Origin of the sequence: Caballeronia sp. AZ7_KS35, from assembly GCF_023631045.1 — a bacterium.
Classification (GTDB): Bacteria; Pseudomonadota; Gammaproteobacteria; order Burkholderiales; family Burkholderiaceae; genus Caballeronia; species Caballeronia zhejiangensis.
In genome coordinates this window covers 34,040-51,937 of sequence record NZ_JALQDV010000036.1, presented here as the reverse complement: position 1 = coordinate 51,937, position 17,898 = coordinate 34,040, and the positions used below count along the sequence as shown (strand labels likewise).

Below are 17,898 nucleotides of genomic sequence, written 5' to 3'. Positions count from 1 at the left end.
AAGCGCCCGTTTCGTTTTACGAGCTCGTCACTTCGCAGGCTGCGCTGCGGGATCGTCGTACTGCGGCAATCCCTGCGCCTTGCTCGAACTCGGCGACGGCTGAGTCTTCGGCGCGTTCTCTTCCGGCGCAGGCGATTTCCCGCCGACGCCACCGGCCGGCGATGCCGCCGCGCCCGGATCCACATACGTCGGCAAGCCTTGCTCCGTGCTGCCGCCGCCGGTTTCGCCCGGCGCGCTCGCGCCTTCGGGCGCCGATGCGCCTTCGTCGCCGTAGTCGGGCAGCGAGCTCGCGCCGCCGCCCGTCAGCAAATACTGACGCCGCTGCGTATACGCGTCGCGCACGAACGCGTATTTGTCGAGGGCGGCAGCGGAAAGCAGATCGGTCGCGCCGATCAGGTCGGCCCGCGCGCTCACGAAGTTCAGGCCGAAGAGCGGCCAGCGAATCTCCGCATCGGAATAGCTCAACGGATTCACGCGCCAGTCGACGAGCCACGTCGTCGAGTCGCGGAACGAGCTCGGGCCGAGCAGCGGCAGCACCAAATACGGTCCCGATGGCATGCCGTAGTGCCCGAGCGTCAGCCCGAAATCCTGATGATGCTTCGGCAGACCCGCCGGCGATGCGATATCGATCAGACCGCCGATGCCGAATACCGAGTTCATCGCGATACGCATCAGATCTTGCGTCGCATCGGTGATCTTCAACTGCAGCAGGTTGTTCGCGAAGTTGGAGAAATCGCCGAGATTCGAGAAGAAGTTGCTGACGGCCGTGCGGAACGGGCTCGGCGTGTAATCGACGTAGAACTGCGCGACCGGCTTGGCGACATAGGTATCGAGCGTGTCGTTGAACGTGAAGATCTTGCGGTTCATCGGTTCGAGCGGATCCTTCGGATTGCGATCCGTGCCGGTCGCGCATCCCGTCGTCGCGAGCGCGCCCACAATCGCGAGACTCAAGCCCAATTTACGCACAGCACGAGCGGTCAAAGCCGTCGATCCCGACTTCATTCTTCAATTCCTCTTAGGTTGTCATGTCGTTGCGCCGCCCTGAGCTTCGCGCGCGCCGCCGCGCGCACCTTGCGCGGCTTGCCCATCAATACCGGCTGAAAGACCACCGCGCCGATCAGCGTGCAAAAGAGCGACAGCGCCAGCAGCCGTCCCATGCTGGACGTGCCCGGATGATGGGAAAACCACAGGCTGCCGAATGCGGTCGCGGTCGTGGCCGCACTGAACATAACGGCATGCGTGAGACTGGACTGAAGCAGCCGGGTCTGGCCGGAACGCCACGCCATCACGAAATAGATCTTGAAGGCGACGCCGACGCCCAGCATGAGCGGCAACGCGATGATGTTCGCGAAGTTGAGCGGCATCCTGAAGACGACGCACAATTCCAGCGTGACGATCGCGGAAACGAGCAACGGTACCAAAGTTCTCAGAACGTCGCCAAAACGGCGCAGCGCGATCCACAGCAGCACCGCGATCGCGATCAGCGAATAGAGCGCCGCCTGCTCGAACGCTTTGATGATCGTTTCCGCCGAATGACGCACGGAGATCGGCCCGCCGATCGCGTTCGGCTCGGCTTTCTGCACGGCATCGGCGAAGTGCGCGAGCAGCGCGTCGTCGTTGGGATCGACGCCAGGCGGAATCTTCGGCGCGACATCGACGAGCGCCTGGCCGTTCGGCGTCACGAACGACGCGACCATGTGCGGCGGCAGCGTTTCGCGCGTGATCTCCGCCGGCGTGAGCAGCGCGCGCAATTGCGCGAGCGCGATACGCAGCGGCTCGGCCATCGCATGCTCGGCGCGATCGCGCGTCGCGGCGTCGGCTTGCGCCAGCTTCGCGAGCGTTTCGGACAGATGCTTCGCTTCCTTATCGCCCGGACCGGGATGCTCGTCGGCGGCGAGCGAGAGCTGGCTCGATACGCGCTTCAACGCCGCCACGCGCACGGCGTCCGTCACGGGCGAGGCCGTCTGCTGATCGAGCGCGGGCAAAAGCTGATCGGCGGCGGCCTTGATCAGTTCGAGCTTCTTCGGCTGATCGCCGGGAATGAGCGACGAGAGCGTCGTGGCGCTGCCGACTTCCGGCAGCTTCTTCAGCTTCGCGGCGATGGCATCCGCATCGGCGAGCGAGGGCGCGAGCACGGCGACGTCGTTCACCGCGCCTTCCGGCGAGTCCTGCAGCGAGATGAGCGTCGCCATCGACTCGGTGTGCGGATCCTTCAGATGCAGCGGATTGAAGTCGAATCGCAGATTGAAGAGCAGCGGCAGCGCGCCGATCACGATGACGAGCGTGCCAATCAGCACCGGCTTGCGATGCCTGTCGAGGAACTCGTCGACGGGCGCAAGAATCGGAAAGCCCGGCGATTGCGCTTCGCCCGGCGGCGCGAACACCTTGATGAGCGCGGGCAGCAGCGTCATGTTGGTGGCATACGCGACGAACATGCCGACGCCCGCGATCAGCCCCAGCTCCGACACGCCGCGATACGCGGTCGGCAGAAACGAGAAGAAGCTCGCGGCGGTCGCGGCGGCGGCGAGCGTGAGCGGCACCGCGACATGGCGCGCGGTTTCCGCGAGCGACACATCGAGCCGCTTGTGCTTGTAGCGCTCTTCGCGATACTTCACGCCGAACTGGATGCCGAAGTCCACGCCGAGTCCGACGAAGAGCACCATGAACGCGACCGAGATCATGTTGAGCGCGTGGACCATCATGAGTCCGAGCGCCGCCGTGATCGCGAGCCCGACGAAGAGGGTGATGAACACCGCGAGGATCATGCGCTTGGAACGCAGCGCGACCCAGAGGATCATCAGCACGACGAGGAAGGTCAGCACGCCGTTGAGCACGGCGCCGTCCTGCACGGACGCGAACTCTTCGTCGGCGAGCGGCTGCGCGCCCGTCAGATGCAGCGTCGCGCCGTACTTCTTGTCGATGCCGAGTTCCGCCGCCTTCGCGCGAATCTCTTCCGAGGTGCCCGCCGCCGCCTTCAGCGCGTTGAAGTTCAACTCCGGCAACACGGTGACAAACGCGCGCCCGGGCGCATCGTTCGGCGACGAATCCGCGAGGCCGCGCCATGAGAACGCCGCCGGCTGATTCGCCAGCACGCGATCGAGCACGGTCGCGCTCTTGCCGAGCAAGCCGGCCATCTGGCCGAGATTGACCTGTCCGAGCGTCAGCGGCAGGTTGAGCGTGGTGTTGAGCGTCTGCGCGAGGCCGGTGAGCGTCGGGTCGTGCGCGAGCGTATTGATGAGCGGACGCGCCTGCACGAGCTGTTTCGTGACCTGCTCGACCTCCTCCGTCGGGAGATAAAGCAGTCCGTTGTGCTCGAAGAACTCGCCGCCCGCCGGTTGCGACACCGACCTGAAGCGCTCCGGCTCTTTCGCGAGCGCGGCGGCGAGCGCGCTTGCGGCGGCATCGGCGAATTCCTGCGCGGGCGCCTGAACGACGATCAGCAATGCCGCGCCGCGCTGCGGAAACGCTTCCTCGATGGCCTTGCTGCGCGCGGCCCACTCCGGCTCCGTCTCGATCAGTTGGCTGACGTCGGTGCTGATCTTGAAGTGATGGACGACATAAATCGTGGACAGCACGCCGAGCAGCAGCGAAACGGCGATAATCCACGCCGGCCGGCGAATGGCGAGGGTGACGAAGCGAGTAATGTTGGACGTCAGCATGAAGACGTTACCTGGAGTGCCTGTTATTTTTGCGCGCGCGAGCGCGTGAATCGCATGATGCCGCGCAAGTATACCGGGCGCACTGAACGGTCCGTCCTTGAACTGTTACGCTGGCAAGGTGTCGATATACTGACTCGCAGCCGCCTGGCCGCTCCTGCAACGTCCGAAGGCCGCACTACCCGCGCCACCAAACCTGATTAGAGAACGGGTGCCATGAAACGCTATCTGTCTATTTGCTTCGCTTTCCTCCTTGCCTCGATGTCTTTCACAGGCGAGGCATTCGCACAAACGAGTCCCGATGCCGTCGTCAAGAATGCCGTCGAAGGCACGGTCAAGGCCATGAAGGCCGACCCGCAAGCGCGCGGCGGCGACATGGCGAAGATCACGCAACTCGTCGAGACGCGTTTCCTGCCCGCCACCGACTTCCAGCGCACGACGCGCATCGCGGTCGGCAAGGCGTGGGCGACCGCCACGCCCGAGCAGCAGAAGCAGCTTTACGACCAGTTCCAGACGCTGCTGGTCCGCACCTACGCGGCATCGCTCGCGCAGCTCCGCGATCAGGACGTGACCTTCAAGTTCGACGCGCCCAACGTCGACGCCAACGCGAAGGACACCGTCGTCGAATCACATGTCATTTCCACGGGCGGCGACAATCCGGTGCGCTATCGCCTGCAGAAGACACCGCAGGGCTGGAAAATCTACGACATCGACATGATGGGCGCATGGCTCATCCAGGTCTATCAGCAACAATTCGTCGGTCAGCTGCAAAAGGGCGGCGTCGACGGTCTCATCAAGTTCCTTTCCGAGCATAACGCCCGTTCCGCGGGCTGATCGCTCTCTGTCAGGCCGGGCCGGGATTCAGGTGCGGCGGTGCTCCACCGCGAATTTGATGAGTTCGGCCTGTCCGTCGATATCCAGTTTGCGCTTCATGTTCTGTCGATGCGTTTCCACCGTCCGCACCGACAGCCCATGCTGCTGCGCAATCTGCTTGCTCGATAAGCCTTCGGCGAGCGCATCCAGAATGTCGAGTTCGCGCGGCGTCAGGCGTTCGAGCGGCGTCTGCATCGACTGTGCCTGGATCATGCGCGCGGCCAGCCCGGCGCTGAAAAACGTCTTGCCGGCGAGCACCGCGCCGATCGCCTGAATGATCTCGGCGGCGGGCGAATCCTTCAGCACGTAGCCGCTCGCGCCCGCGCGCACCGCCTGCTTCACGTATTCCACGTTGTCGTGCATCGACAGCATCAGCACGCGGATACCCGGATGCCGCTCGTGGAACAGCGCCGCGAGTTCGATTCCGCTCATGCCGGCCATGCCGACGTCCATTAGCGCGAGATCGGGCGGATTCGCTTCGTCGGCGGCGAGCGCGAGCGCTTCCTTCGCGTTGCCGGCCTCGCCGATCACGCGCAGATGCGGCACGGAGTCGAGCCGCGCGCGCAAGCCGTCGCGCACGAGCGGATGGTCGTCGACCAGAATGATGCGGGCGATTTCAGCGCTCATCGGTATGTCCTTGAAGATTCGGTGCGGCGAGCGGCAGCGGTACGCGCGCCACGATCGACGTGCGGCCCGGCTGCGAGTCGATCGCGAGCGTGCCGCCGAGCGTGTCGAGCCGCTCGCGCATGTTGCGCAGGCCGATGCCGCTCGCCGGATCGGAAAACGCGTCGTGCGCGTCGAAGCCGCGGCCGTTGTCGGTGATGTCGAGCGTGACGGCGTGCGTCGCGATATCGAGCGTGACCGCCGCGCGCGAAGCCTGCGCGTGCCGCGCGACGTTGGTCAGCGCTTCCTGCGCGATGCGGAAGAGCACGGTATTGACGGGATCGGGCAGCGTCGCGCGTTGCGGTGCACAAGGCTTGCCCTCGGCGGTCGCTTCGAAGCGCACTTCGGGGCCGTCCTGTCCGTCGAATTCGCGCGCGAGCTGTTCGAGCGCGGCGGCGAGGCCGAGATCGTCGAGCATCGCGGGACGCAGCGCGTGCGAGATGCGGCGCACTTCGCGCAGCGTGCCGGAAAGGCGTCCGAGGCTCGTCGCGAGCGCGGCTTCGGCGGTCGGTTCGCGCGCCGCGCTCCGTTCGAAACGCGCCAGCGCCGATTCGAGCAGCAGCTTCACGGAGACGAGCATCTGGCTGATGCCGTCGTGCAATTCGCGCGATAGCCGCGCGCGTTCCTGTTCCTGCGAATCGACGACTTGCCGCGCGAGGCGCTTCAACTTCGCGTCCGCGCTGCGGTGCTCGCTGATGTTGAGCACCGCGCCGCACACCGCGATGATCGCGAGCCCGAAAAGCGCGATCGCGCCGATCCACATGAGCGTGCGGCGGATATTCCCGGCTGCTTGCGAATCGATGCGCGCGAGCGTCGTCTCGACATCTTCCAGATAGATGCCCGTGCCCATCATCCAGCCCCAGCGTTCGAGCGGCACGACATAGCCGAGCTTCGGCGCGATCAGTCCGGTCGACGGACGTCGCCACACGTAGCGCACATAGCCGCCGCCTTTCGACGCCTGTTGAATCAGCTCCTGGATGGTCAGCGCGCCGTTCGGATCGCGCATGAGCCAGAGATCGCGTCCGACGAGATCCGGCTGGCGCGGATGCATCAGCGACGTGCCGCGCATCGTGTAGACGAAAAAGTAGCCGTCCTGCCCGAAGTCGAGACGTTGAAGCGCATCGAGCGCGAGGCGGCGGCGTTCGTCGTCGCTGCGCGGATCGTCGGCGGGTGCGTCGTAATAAGGCGCGATCGCGCTCGTCGCAATCTCGACGTAATGGCGCAGTTCGATCTCCTTGCTCGACAGGTACGCGGCCTGCGTCGTGTCGTGCTGCGCTGCTGCGAGCGCTTGCGCCTGCTGGCGCACGCCGTAGGTGATGCCGCCGATCGCAAGCGCGAACGGCACGATCGCGAGCAGGAAGATCTTTGCCTTGAGATTCATCGATACAGGGTGTTCACATTCGAAGCCGCGGCGCGCCGCTTGCTGGAAACACAGGGTTTTCCGCTACGTGAAGCCACGTAGCGCGCATAAGTAGTTATGCGCTTGTAAGCGCCCGGGCGAAAGCGAATACTACCGCCCAATGCGCTATCACGGCGCAATCATCGGCCCGGAAGGGTCAATAACTAAGGAGACGCCATGAATCGGGCTTCCGGATTCCTGGTCTGGATCGCGCTCGCGCTACTGGGCGCGTTCGCATTCGGCACCATCGCGCTCGCGCACAGCGAGCGGATCAGCGCACTATGGATCGTCATCGCGGCGGTCTGCGTCTATCTCATCGCTTACCGCTTCTACTCACGCTTCATCGCGACGAAAGTGCTGCAGCTCGACGGCCTGCGCATGACGCCGGCCGTTCGTCACAACGACGGTCTCGACTACGTGCCGACCAACAAGTACGTGCTGTTCGGCCATCACTTCGCGGCGATCGCGGGCGCGGGTCCGCTCGTCGGCCCGGTGCTGGCGGCGCAGATGGGCTACACGCCCGGCATGCTGTGGATTCTCGCGGGCGTGGTGTTCGCGGGCGCGGTGCAGGACTTCGTCGTCCTGTTCATCTCGACGCGCCGCGATGGCCGCTCGCTCGGCGATCTCATCAAGATGGAACTCGGCACCGTGCCCGGCGTGATCGCGCTGTTCGGCGCGTTCCTCATCATGGTGATCATTCTCGCGGTGCTCGCGCTGATCGTCGTGAAGGCGCTGACGAATTCGCCGTGGGGCACGTTCACGGTTGCCGCGACGATTCCGATCGCGCTCTTCATGGGTGTCTATACGCGCTACATTCGCCCGGGACGCATCGGCGAGGTGTCGATCATCGGCTTCGTCGGTCTGATGCTCGCGATCGTGTACGGCGGACAAGTCGCCGAATCCGCGACGCTCGCGCCGTACTTCACGTTCACCGGCGTGCAGCTCGTGTGGATTCTGATCGGCTACGGTTTCGTGGCGTCGGTGCTGCCGGTATGGCTGCTGCTCGCGCCGCGCGATTATCTGTCGACGTTCCTCAAGATCGGCACGATCCTCGGCCTCGCGATCGGGATTCTCATCGTCGCGCCCGAACTGAAGATGCCGGCCTTCACGAAGTTCGTCGATGGCACGGGTCCCGTGTGGTCGGGCAATCTGTTCCCGTTCCTCTTCATCACGATCGCATGCGGCGCGGTGTCGGGCTTCCACGCGCTGATCTCGTCGGGCACGACGCCCAAGATGATCGACAACGAAGTCAACATGCGCTTCATCGGCTACGGCGCGATGCTGATGGAATCGTTCGTCGCGATCATGGCGCTCGTCGCCGCGTGCGTGATCGAACCGGGCGTCTACTTCGCGATGAACAGCCCGGCCGCGCTGCTCGGCTCGACGCCCGAAGCGGTCGCGCAGACCGTCTCGGGCTGGGGCTTCGTGCTGACGCCCGACATGCTGACGTCGACGGCGAAGGCGGTCGGCGAGACGACCATCGTCGCGCGTGCCGGCGGCGCGCCGACGCTCGCGGTCGGCATGGCGCACATTCTTCATCAGGTGATCGGCGGCCCGGCGATGATGGCGTTCTGGTATCACTTCGCCATTCTGTTCGAGGCGCTGTTCATCCTCACCGCCGTCGATGCGGGCACGCGCGCCGGCCGCTTCATGCTGCAAGACTTGCTCGGCACGTTCCACCCGGCGCTGCGCCGCACGGAATCGCTGCCGGCCAACCTCGTCGCGACGGGCCTGTGCGTCGCCGCGTGGGGCTACTTCCTGTATCAGGGCGTGGTCGATCCGTTCGGCGGCATCAACACGCTGTGGCCGCTCTTCGGCATCTCGAATCAGATGCTCGCGGGCATCGCGCTGATGCTCGGCACCGTGGTGCTGTTCAAGATGAAGCGCGAACGCTATGCGTGGGTCACGCTCGTGCCGACTGCGTGGCTGCTCATCTGCACGTTGACGGCCGGCTGGCAGAAGATTTTCGATGCGAATCCGAAGGTCGGCTTCCTCGCGCACGCCGGCAAGCTGAAGGACGCCTACGACGCGGGCAAGGTGATGGCGCCGGCGAAGTCGCTCGCGGAAATGCAGCGCATCATCTTCAACGATTACGTCGATGCGGCGCTTGCCGGCCTGTTCATCTTCGTGGTGTTGAGCATCGCGGTATATGGCGTGCTGGCCGTGCTGCGGGCGCGTCGCGAAGCGAAGCCGACCGTGCGCGAAACGCCGTTCGAAGCGATGCCTTCCGGCGCTTCCACCGCGGTGCGCGCGGGCCACTAAGGAGTCGAGCGATGTTCAGCGATCTTCGGCAGGCAGGACGGTATCTCGGCCAGACGATGCGTCTGATGGTCGGGATGCCCGATTACGACGCGTATGTCACGCACATGCAGACGACGCATCCCGACAAGCCGGTGATGAGCTACGCGGAGTTCTTCCGCGAGCGGCAGGAGGCGAGGTACGGGTCGGGAGCGGGGAAGTGCTGCTGAGTTGATGCTGCTGGGTGGTGATTGAAGATAACGCGACGGTGAGAGCCGTCGCGTTTTTTTTGGGCGCTGCGCGAGGTGCGATGTCCGCACCCATCGACCGTCATATCGCGCTTGCGTCGGCCAAGCTTCCCGGTGAGTTCCATAGCGATCCAGCCGACCGCATGATAGTCGCGACGGCGCGTTCGCTATCCGCTCCGCTGGTGACCAAGGACCGGCAGATTCGAAGCTACGAACACGTCACGACGATTCGGTAGCAGAGAAAACAAAAAGGGCGAATGACCCAAGCCATTCGCCCTTTCCACGCTCCGTTCAACCGAAGCTCAATTCACCGCCGCCGCCGTCTTGGCGCCCTTGTTCTTCTGCGCGCGGCCGATCTCTTCCAGCTTGATCTCGACGTGCTTCGAGAACACGTACTCGGCCGGACGCTGCTTGTCGATCGGCAGATCCTTCGCGAACGCGCCCGTCGTGCGCGGGCCCGACAGCGCGATCTTCGCGGCCTTCAGCGGATGCGCCACCGTGTCCATCACGGCGGTCGCCTCGAAGCCGCAGTGGACCATGCAGTCCGCGCACTTCTCGTACTTGCCCGTGCCGTACTTGTCCCAGTCGGTGGTTTCCATCAGTTCCTTGAAGGTCTTCACGTAACCTTCGCCGACCAGATAGCACGGCTTCTGCCAGCCGAACACCGTGCGCGCCGGGTTGCCCCACGGCGTGCATTGATACGTCTGGTTGCCCGCGAGGAAATCGAGGAACAGCGTCGACTGGCTGAACGACCAGTTCTTGCCGTTGTTGCCGCGCTTGAAGATTTCGCGGAACAGGTTCTTCGTCTTTTCGCGATTCAGGAAGTGCTGCTGATCCGGAGCGCGCTCGTAGGCATAGCCCGGCGAAACCGTGATGCCGTCCACGCCGATCGGACCGAGCGTGTCGAAGAACTTCGCGACGCGTTCCGGCTCCGCATCGTTGAACAGCGTGCAGTTGATGTTCACGCGGAACCCGCGGCGCTTCGCTTCCTTGATGGCCGCGACAGCCTTGTCGTACGTGCCCGGCTGCGAAACCGAGTGATCGTGCGCCTCGCGATCGCCGTCGAGATGCACGGACCAGACGAAGTACGGGCTCGGCTCGTAATCGTCCATCTTCTTTTCCATCAGGAGCGCGTTCGTGCAGAGATACACGAACTTCTTGCGCGCCATGATGCCCTTCACGATCTGCGGCATTTCCTTGTGCAGCAGCGGCTCGCCGCCCGCGATCGACACGACCGGCGCGCCGCATTCGTCGACGGCTTCGAGGCATTCCTGCAGCGACAGACGCTGGTTCAGGATCGGATCCGGATAGTCGATCTTGCCGCAGCCGTTACAGGCGAGATTGCAGCGGAACAGCGGTTCCAGCATCAGCGCGAGCGGGTAACGCTTGGTGCCCGTCAGGTGTTGCTTGAAGATATAGGCGCCAACGCGGGCCTTCTGGAGCATCGGGATAGACAATTGTGTCCTCTCCTTATTCTTCGCGAACCGCGGCTGCCGCAACGGCGGCGACCGGCTGAGTGAGCTTCGCGGGGAGTTTGAATTCGACCTTTTCCTCGCGGCCGTTCATCGTCGTGACTTCGACGTGTCCGAACGCGCGCAGGGCATCGATCACATGTTTGACCATTTCCTCGGGCGCCGAAGCGCCCGCGGTGATGCCGACCGTTTGCACGTCGGCAAACCATTCCGGCTTGATCTCCGAACCGTCCGCGACGAGATAGCTCGGAACGCCGCTCTCGGCGCCGATTTCCCGCAGGCGGTTCGAATTGGAACTGTTGGTGGCGCCGACCACGAGCAGCACATCGACTTGCGTGCTCAGCTCGCGCACGGCGGCCTGGCGATTCTGAGTCGCGTAGCAGATGTCGCGCGTGTCCGGGCCGACGATATCCGTGAAGCGGCGCTGCAAGGCATCGATGATGCCGCGCGTGTCGTCCACGGAAAGCGTCGTCTGCGTGACATAGGCGACGGGCGTATCGGGCGCGAGCGTCATTGTCGCGACTTCGGCTTCACTCTGCACCAGCACGACGACGCCGGGAATCTGCCCGATCGTGCCTTCGACTTCCGGATGACCCGCATGGCCGATCAGAATGAGCGTGCGCCCCTGCGATACATACTGGCGGCCCTGCACATGAACCTTGGTGACGAGCGGGCAGGTCGCGTCGAGCACGTCGAGCCCGCGCGTCCGCGCATCTTTCTCGACGCTCTGCGCGACGCCGTGCGCGCTGAAAATCGCGACCGCGCCGTGCGGCACTTCATCGAGTTCTTCGACGAACTTTGCGCCCTTGCTACGCAGGTTGTCGACCACATGACGGTTATGAACGATCTCGTGACGCACATAAACCGGTGCGCCATGCCGTTCGAGGGCCCGATCGACGATTTCGATCGCACGGACCACGCCCGCACAAAAGCCGCGGGGTTGAGCAAGGATGATACGCATATTCGAACGAACTCCGACTGGCGCGGGTCTCGGGTTAGCCGGCGCGAAGCTCGCACTTTCCCGAAGACCTGGCCACGAACGACGCTCGGAAGCGTCAGGAAGGCCGGGGAAAGCAGACCGGAAAAAAAGACACGGTGGGGTCGGTCTGCGCGCCGAAGTTGACCGCGTATTCTAACGCGTTCCCTTTTTGGGTGCTCAATGCCCGCTTCACTTCGCGACGCGCTTCGGCACACGCAAATACGGCGATTTTGAGAACCCAGTAAACTGTCGGACGCTTCGGACCGCATGGCGGCGAGATCCGCGCCACGCGCCCTTGCCGCGCGGCCTCGCGGACCGGCTCGCCGCGCTGTTTCCCCGGTGTATTTTTCGCGCAACGCCGGGTCCATCGCGCGCATCGGCTGCGCCACTGTTTTCAAGCTAATCGTTTACTCATGCTATTGATCGCCTGGCTGTCTTTCTTGATCTGGATCGTGCTGCTGTTCGCCCGCGGCGGATTCTGGCGCGCGCAACCCGCGCCGGCGCTATCCGATACGACGATCCACGCTGTCGGCAACGCCGAGATCGCGCGCCGCGGCGCATGGCCCGCGCTCGTCGCCGTCGTGCCTGCGCGCAACGAAGCCGACGTCATCGGCCGCGCGGTTGGCTCGCTGCTCAAGCAGGACTATGCGGGCGCGTTCCATGTGATCGTCGTCGATGACCACAGCACCGACGGCACCGCGAACGTCGCGCTCGCCGCCGCCCGCGATCTCGGCCTCGAAGACCGTCTGACGATCCTGACCGCGCAGCCGCTGCCGCCGGGCTGGTCGGGCAAGGTGTGGGCGCAGTCGCAGGGCATCGGCGCGATCGACAAGCTCGGCCTGCCCGCGGAATTCCTGCTGCTCACGGACGCGGACATCCACCATCCGGCCGATGCCGCCACGCAACTCGTCGCGCGCACGATTCTCGAAGACCGCGATCTGGTCTCGCTGATGGTCCGTCTGCGCTGCGATTCCCTTTGGGAAAAGGCGCTGATTCCGGCGTTCGTCTTCTTCTTCGCGAAGCTTTATCCGTTCGAATGGGTCAACGACGCGAAGAAGGCGACCGCCGGCGCGGCAGGCGGCTGCATGCTGGTGCGCCGTTCGGCGCTCGTGGAGGCGGGCGGGATCGAATCCATCCGGCAGGAACTGATCGACGATTGCAGTCTCGCCGCGCGCATCAAGCATCGCGCGGGCCGCAACGACGCGCGCCCGATCCGCCTCGATCTCGCCGAGCACAGCGTGTCGCTGCGTCCGTACGATAGCTGGCGGGACATCTGGAACATGATCGCGCGCACGGCGTTCACGCAATTGCGCTATTCGCCTCTGCTGCTTGCCGGCACCGTGCTCGGTATGGCGGTGATCTATCTCGCGCCGCCGGTGCTCGCGCTGGCATACGGCGCGAGCGCGTGGCCCGCATGCGCCGCGTGGGCGCTGATGTGCATCGCCTATGGTCCGATGCTGCGCTACTACCGCAGATCGCTGTTGTGGGCGCCGCTCCTGCCGCTCGTCGCGTTGTTCTACGTCAGCGCGACGATCGGCTCGGCCGTGCGGTACTGGAGCGGGAAGGGCGGGCAATGGAAGGCGCGCGTGCAGGCGCCGACGCAGGAAGGTTCGTAAACGCGGCTTCTCACTTCTTCGTCAACATGGCATACAGCTCGATGACCATGTTCGGCGAGAACGTGAACGGCACCCAGCCGTGCCCGGCGTGGCGCAAGACCAGCAGGCGGTCGCCGTTCGCGTATTTCTGCGTCGCCATCACGGGATTCTTCGTGGCGGCGAAGCGCCATCCCGGTGCAATGCCCGCAGGCTGATCCGGCGACATCGACGCGCGCACGTTCGACAATTCCTCGATCAGTTCCGACACACCTTCCGGGCTCAGCTTCACCGTCTTGCCCGCGATCGTCATTTCGACCGCATCGCGCTCCGGGCGCGACACGACGAGCGTCGGGGGCTCGTTCAGCGCGGGCGGTTCGGCGGGCGCGTCGGCATCGACCGGTTCGCGCACATCGCGCAAAGCGGGCGGTTCGTCCGATACGGCGGGCGGAGCGGCAGGCGAGCCGGCGGATGAGCGCGCAGATGCGGCAGCGGTCTGAAGGAGCGTATCGAGGCTCGACTCCAGCGCGCCGAGCTGGTCTTGTAGATTCATGCGAGTGTGTCTGTAACGTGCGTGCTAGCAGTGAGGCCCCGATTCTACCCGCTGGACTTCTCCGATACCGCCACACCTTGTAACGAAATGCACGCAACCGTGTGTCAGACGACGCGCTCGCCGAGGTTTTCGAGTTCGGCGCGCACGCGCGTCAGCACGTCGGTCCAGTCGCCGCGCTTCGTCTGCGTGAAGAGGCGCATGTCCGGATACCACGGCGTGTCGTCGGGATCGCGCAGCCACCGCCAGCAGCCCGCGAAGCGATTCAGCAGCCAGACGCGCTTGCCCATCGCGGCGGCGAGATGCGCGACCGACGTATCGACCGCGATCACGAGATCGAGTCCGTCGATGAGCGCGGCCGTGTCCGCGAAGTCGCCGACGCCGTCCATCCAGTCGGCGATCTGGCCGGCGAACGCGGGCGGCAGTTGCTTGTCGGCGTGCTCGGCCTTTTGCAGGCTGATCCATCGCACGCCGCGATACGAAAGCAGCGGCGCGAGCGTTTCCGGCGCGATGCTGCGCCGTTTGTCGCCGCGCGAATGCGTGTGGCCGCCCGCCCAGACGAGACCGACCGCCGGCATCGAGCGCTCGCCGATTCGTTCCGCCCAGAAACGCGCGCGTTGGGGATCGGCGCGCAGATAGGGCGTCGGCGCGGGAATATTGCCGATGCGCGTGCCGAAACACATCGGCAAGGACATCAGCGGGCAATGGTGCGTCCACATGGACAGATCGACGGCGTCTCCGTCGACGAGAACGATGTTCGGCCAGCGCGCGCACAGCGATTCTTCGAAGAGCCGCCGCAGCGGCGCCGGACAGACATAGCCGACGCGCGCGAAGCGTTCCAGCGCCATCGGCAGGTAGCGGCAGAATTGCAGCGCATCGCCGAAGCCTTGTTCGTGCAGCACGAGCAGGCTCGCGCCGGCGGGAAGCGGGCCGCCGCGCCAGAGCGGAATCGGCAACTCGGGCGCGCGTGCGCCGAGCGTCTGACCGTCCGTCTGAAAGCTTGCCCAACGGTGCTCGAAATGCGGCCACGCTTCGTCGTAGCGTCCCGCCGCGAGCAGCGCATGGCCGAGATTGCTGTGCGCTTCGAGGTTGTCCGGATCGAGCGCGATGGCGGCTTTCGTATGCTCGATTGCCGTGTCGAGATCGCCCAGACGGTTGAGTACCGCGCCCAGATTGTTATGCGATGCCGCGTGATCCGGCCGATGCCCGAGCGCTCGCCGATAACTCTGCGCCGCCGCTTCCATCTGCTCGTCGAGTTGCAGCGCAAGTCCGAGGTTGAACCAAAGCAGGGCGATGTCGCCGTAATCCGGAAAGCGCTCATCGGCGATGCGCAGTCCGAGGCGCGCGCTTTGCGCCGCGGCCGGGAAGTCGCGCAGGTGCAGCTGCGTCACGCAAAGCGAGTTGCAAAAGCCCGGATGCGCGGAAAGTTCGATGGCGCGTGCGAGCCACGTTCGCGCGTCTTCCGGCTTGCGCAGCGCCAGCGCGATCAGGCCGCGCAGATGAAGCGCATCGGCGTTGCGCGGATTCTCGGCGACGGCTTCATCGGCCAATTCGACGGCGATGCCAAACGCGTGCTCCGCATAAGCTCGACTGGCGCGCTGGATGAGATCGTTCTGCATGAGGTTTCCTGTCGGGGCGGACAGTGTATGCAGAGGCGAACCGGCGTCTGTAAAGATCGTTGGATGCGGCGCGCGCAAAAAAAACCGGCATGCCCGAAGGCGATGCCGGTTTCATCACCGAAGCGCGAAAGAACGCGCTCCAGCCCAGCTTACTTCGCGCGCACCTGTTCGAGCGCGGCATTGAACGTCTTGCTCGGACGCATCACGGCTTCGAGCTTCTTCTCGTCCGGCTTGTAGTAGCCGCCGATATCCACCGCATTGCCCTGCACGGCGGCGAGTTCATCGACGATCTTCTGCTCGTTCTCGGCCAGCGTCTTTGCGAGCGGCGCGAACTGCTCGGCGAGCGCCTTGTCTTCCGACTGCGACGCGAGTTCCTGCGCCCAGTACATCGCGAGATAGAACTGGCTGCCGCGATTGTCGAGCTGGCCGGTCTTCGGCGACGGGCTCTTGTTGTTGTCGAGCAGCTTGCCGGTGGCCGAATCGAGCGCCTTCGCGACGAGCTTCGCACGCGCGTTGTCGTTCTTGATGCCGAGCTCTTCCAGCGACACCGCCAGCGCGAGGAATTCGCCGAGCGAGTCCCAGCGCAGATGGTTTTCCTGCACGAGCTGCTGAACATGCTTCGGCGCCGAGCCGCCCGCGCCCGTTTCGTACAGGCCGCCGCCCGCCATCAGCGGAACGATGGAAAGCATCTTCGCGCTCGTGCCGAGTTCCATGATCGGGAACAGGTCGGTGAGGTAATCGCGCAGGATGTTGCCCGTGACCGAGATCGTGTCCATGCCGCGGATCACGCGTTCGAGCGTGTAACGCATCGCGCGCACTTGCGACATGATCTGGATGTCGAGGCCGGTCGTGTCGTAATCCTTCAGGTACGTCTCGACCTTCTTGATGAGTTCGGCTTCGTGCGGACGATACGGGTCGAGCCAGAACACGGCCGGCGTGCCCGAGTTCTTCACGCGCGTGACGGCGAGCTTCACCCAGTCGCGGATCGGCGCGTCCTTCACGAGGCACATGCGCCAGATGTCGCCCTTCTCGACTTCCTGCGTCAGCCCTTCGAGGACTTCGCCCGTCGCGTTGTCGACGATGCGCGCGGTGCCGTCTTCCGCGATCTCGAACGTCTTGTCGTGCGAGCCGTACTCTTCCGCCTTTTGCGCCATCAGGCCGACGTTCGGCACCGTGCCCATCGTCTTCGGATCGAACGCGCCGTTGGTCTTGCAGAAGTTGATGATTTCCTGATAGATGCGCGCGAACGTGCTTTCCGGAATCAGGCACTTCGTGTCTTGCGGACGGCCGTCGGCGCCCCACATCTTGCCGCCCGCGCGGATCATCGCGGGCATGGATGCGTCGACGATCACGTCGTTCGGCGCGTGCAGGTTCGAGATGCCCTTGGCCGAATCGACCATGGCGAGCGCCGGGCGCTTCTCGTGGCACGCGTGCATGTCGCGGATGACTTCATCGCGTTGCGATTCCGGCAGTGCTTCGATCTTCGTGTACAGATCGACGAGACCGTTGTTCACGTTGATGCCGAGCTCTTCGAAGAGCTTGCCGTGCTTGGCGAACGCGTCCTTGTAGAACACCTTCACGGCGTGGCCGAAGACGATCGGGTGCGAGACCTTCATCATGGTCGCCTTGACGTGCAGCGACAGCATGACGCCCGTGTCGAACGCATCCTGCATCTGGTCTTCGTAGAACTCGACGAGCGCCTTCTTGCTCATGAACATGCTGTCGACGATCTCGCCTTCCTGCAGCTTGACCTTCGGCTTCAGCACGATGGTTTCGCCGCGCTTCGTCACGAGTTCCATGCGCACTTCGCGGGCTTTATCGTTCGTGATGGACTTTTCGCCGTGATAGAAGTCGCCGTGTTTCATGTGCGCGACGTGCGTGCGCGACGCCATGCTCCACTCGCCCATGCTGTGCGGATGCTTCTTCGCGTAGTTCTTCACGGCGAGCGGCGCGCGGCGGTCCGAGTTGCCTTCGCGCAGCACCGGGTTCACGGCCGAGCCGAGGCACTTGCCATAGCGCGCGCGGATGGCCTTTTCTTCGTCGTTCTTCGGCTCTTCGGGATAGTCGGGCAGCTTGTAGCCCTTGCTTTGCAGTTCCTTGATCGCGCTCGTCAGCTGATGCAGCGACGCGCTGATGTTCGGCAGCTTGATGATGTTGGTGTCGGCGTCCTGCGTGAGTTCGCCGAGCTTCGCGAGGTTGTCGGGGACCTTTTGCTCGTCGGTCAGGAATTCGGGGAATTCGCCGAGGATGCGGGCCGCGACGGAGATGTCGCTCGTCTCGACGTTGACGCCCGCCGGCGCGGTGAAGGCACGGATGATCGGCAGAAAGGCGCTGGTCGCGAGCAGCGGAGCTTCGTCGGTCAGGGTGTAGATGATGGTGGGTTGCTGATTACTCATCGCTTGTCTCGACATCCGAAAACAGGTTGGAAAAAACCGCCGGCCTCGTCACCCCTCCGGCAACAAACCGCTATTCTGCCTGATTTTGCAGGGCGCGCGTGTGAATTTCGGCTTGCGAAATTGGCCAAAACGGGCGTTTTTCTTGCGAATTCAATGACTTAATTTTTTTCGAGTCTTATACAAGAGTTGCTGTCTTCCGGCCGCGTCGCGATG

The 17,898-nt window shown here is 64.3% G+C and carries 13 protein-coding genes and 1 pseudogene; 5 read left to right on the top strand and 9 right to left on the bottom strand.

Going from position 1 to position 17,898, the window contains the following annotated elements:
• Nucleotides 1-27: 27 nt before the first annotated feature.
• Both NCT05_RS22205 and hpnN read right to left on the bottom strand, forming a co-directional pair.
• Nucleotides 28-1,002 (bottom strand): MlaA family lipoprotein, encoded by a 975-nt coding sequence (locus tag NCT05_RS22205; RefSeq protein ID WP_250503177.1) that lies wholly within the window; start codon nucleotides 1,000-1,002, stop codon nucleotides 28-30.
• The gene (gene hpnN / locus NCT05_RS22200; protein WP_250457959.1) at nucleotides 999-3,659 is read right to left on the bottom strand and encodes a hopanoid transporter HpnN; all 2,661 of its coding nucleotides are present in this window, start codon (nucleotides 3,657-3,659) and stop codon (nucleotides 999-1,001) included. Before hpnN ends, NCT05_RS22205 begins: the two co-directional genes overlap by 4 nt.
• 213 nt (nucleotides 3,660-3,872) lie before the next feature.
• On the opposite strand from hpnN, the gene NCT05_RS22195 reads away from it, so the two are divergent.
• Nucleotides 3,873-4,490, top strand: a complete 618-nt coding sequence (locus NCT05_RS22195; protein ID WP_175982336.1) for an MlaC/ttg2D family ABC transporter substrate-binding protein — start codon at nucleotides 3,873-3,875, stop codon at nucleotides 4,488-4,490.
• A gap of 27 nt (nucleotides 4,491-4,517) precedes the next feature.
• Here the strand turns inward: NCT05_RS22195 and NCT05_RS22190 are convergent, their stop codons facing one another.
• Nucleotides 4,518-5,156, bottom strand: a complete 639-nt coding sequence (locus tag NCT05_RS22190) for a response regulator (RefSeq protein WP_008354278.1) — start codon at nucleotides 5,154-5,156, stop codon at nucleotides 4,518-4,520.
• Nucleotides 5,146-6,573: a cache domain-containing protein gene (locus NCT05_RS22185; protein WP_250436190.1), complete on the bottom strand. Its 1,428-nt coding sequence runs from the start codon at nucleotides 6,571-6,573 to the stop codon at nucleotides 5,146-5,148. The genes NCT05_RS22190 and NCT05_RS22185 overlap by 11 nt, the downstream gene beginning before the upstream one ends.
• Before the next feature lie 195 nt (nucleotides 6,574-6,768).
• Between NCT05_RS22185 and NCT05_RS22180 the strand changes: the two genes are divergently transcribed.
• From NCT05_RS22180 to NCT05_RS22170, 3 genes and pseudogenes are all read left to right on the top strand, one after another.
• Entirely contained in the window at nucleotides 6,769-8,853 is a 2,085-nt protein-coding gene (locus tag NCT05_RS22180) for a carbon starvation CstA family protein (RefSeq protein WP_250503176.1), read from the top strand.
• Nucleotides 8,854-8,864: 11 nt separating this feature from the next.
• Nucleotides 8,865-9,059, top strand: coding sequence for a YbdD/YjiX family protein (locus NCT05_RS22175; protein ID WP_008354281.1), 195 nt, complete (start codon nucleotides 8,865-8,867; stop codon nucleotides 9,057-9,059).
• Nucleotides 9,060-9,154: 95 nt separating this feature from the next.
• Nucleotides 9,155-9,313 (top strand): annotated as a pseudogene (locus NCT05_RS22170) (PIN domain-containing protein); the annotation flags it as partial.
• A gap of 66 nt (nucleotides 9,314-9,379) precedes the next feature.
• On the opposite strand, the gene hpnH reads toward NCT05_RS22170, so the two are convergent.
• The gene (gene hpnH, locus NCT05_RS22165; RefSeq protein WP_008354282.1) at nucleotides 9,380-10,534 is read right to left on the bottom strand and encodes an adenosyl-hopene transferase HpnH; all 1,155 of its coding nucleotides are present in this window, start codon (nucleotides 10,532-10,534) and stop codon (nucleotides 9,380-9,382) included.
• Between the two features lie 13 nt (nucleotides 10,535-10,547).
• Nucleotides 10,548-11,510: a 4-hydroxy-3-methylbut-2-enyl diphosphate reductase gene (gene ispH, locus NCT05_RS22160; protein ID WP_008354283.1), complete on the bottom strand. Its 963-nt coding sequence runs from the start codon at nucleotides 11,508-11,510 to the stop codon at nucleotides 10,548-10,550.
• Between the two features lie 431 nt (nucleotides 11,511-11,941).
• On the opposite strand from ispH, the gene NCT05_RS22155 reads away from it, so the two are divergent.
• Nucleotides 11,942-13,144: a glycosyltransferase gene (locus NCT05_RS22155; RefSeq protein ID WP_008354285.1), complete on the top strand. Its 1,203-nt coding sequence runs from the start codon at nucleotides 11,942-11,944 to the stop codon at nucleotides 13,142-13,144.
• Nucleotides 13,145-13,154: 10 nt separating this feature from the next.
• On the opposite strand, the gene NCT05_RS22150 is transcribed toward NCT05_RS22155, so the two are convergent.
• The 3 genes from NCT05_RS22150 to NCT05_RS22140 form a co-directional block, all read right to left on the bottom strand.
• On the bottom strand, nucleotides 13,155-13,673 hold the full coding sequence (locus NCT05_RS22150; RefSeq protein ID WP_008354286.1) for a hypothetical protein: 519 nt from the start codon (nucleotides 13,671-13,673) through the stop codon (nucleotides 13,155-13,157).
• A gap of 104 nt (nucleotides 13,674-13,777) precedes the next feature.
• Nucleotides 13,778-15,289, bottom strand: coding sequence for a tetratricopeptide repeat-containing glycosyltransferase family protein (locus tag NCT05_RS22145; RefSeq protein ID WP_250503175.1), 1,512 nt, complete (start codon nucleotides 15,287-15,289; stop codon nucleotides 13,778-13,780).
• Between the two features lie 149 nt (nucleotides 15,290-15,438).
• Nucleotides 15,439-17,685: an NADP-dependent isocitrate dehydrogenase gene (locus NCT05_RS22140; protein ID WP_008354288.1), complete on the bottom strand. Its 2,247-nt coding sequence runs from the start codon at nucleotides 17,683-17,685 to the stop codon at nucleotides 15,439-15,441.
• Nucleotides 17,686-17,898: the final 213 nt, after the last annotated feature.

Bases quoted from the DNA above. Each gene is read 5' to 3' on its own strand.
- NCT05_RS22205 (WP_250503177.1), bottom strand. From the start codon at position 1,002: ATGAAGTCGGGATCGACGGCTTTGACCGCTCGTGCTGTGCGTAAATTG.
- hpnN (WP_250457959.1), bottom strand. From the start codon at position 3,659: ATGCTGACGTCCAACATTACTCGCTTCGTCACCCTCGCCATTCGCCGG.
- NCT05_RS22195 (WP_175982336.1), top strand. From the start codon at position 3,873: ATGAAACGCTATCTGTCTATTTGCTTCGCTTTCCTCCTTGCCTCGATG.
- NCT05_RS22190 (WP_008354278.1), bottom strand. From the start codon at position 5,156: ATGAGCGCTGAAATCGCCCGCATCATTCTGGTCGACGACCATCCGCTC.
- NCT05_RS22185 (WP_250436190.1), bottom strand. From the start codon at position 6,573: ATGAATCTCAAGGCAAAGATCTTCCTGCTCGCGATCGTGCCGTTCGCG.
- NCT05_RS22180 (WP_250503176.1), top strand. From the start codon at position 6,769: ATGAATCGGGCTTCCGGATTCCTGGTCTGGATCGCGCTCGCGCTACTG.
- NCT05_RS22175 (WP_008354281.1), top strand. From the start codon at position 8,865: ATGTTCAGCGATCTTCGGCAGGCAGGACGGTATCTCGGCCAGACGATG.
- ispH (WP_008354283.1), bottom strand. From the start codon at position 11,510: ATGCGTATCATCCTTGCTCAACCCCGCGGCTTTTGTGCGGGCGTGGTC.
- NCT05_RS22155 (WP_008354285.1), top strand. From the start codon at position 11,942: ATGCTATTGATCGCCTGGCTGTCTTTCTTGATCTGGATCGTGCTGCTG.
- NCT05_RS22150 (WP_008354286.1), bottom strand. From the start codon at position 13,673: ATGAATCTACAAGACCAGCTCGGCGCGCTGGAGTCGAGCCTCGATACG.
- NCT05_RS22145 (WP_250503175.1), bottom strand. From the start codon at position 15,289: ATGCAGAACGATCTCATCCAGCGCGCCAGTCGAGCTTATGCGGAGCAC.
- NCT05_RS22140 (WP_008354288.1), bottom strand. From the start codon at position 17,685: ATGAGTAATCAGCAACCCACCATCATCTACACCCTGACCGACGAAGCT.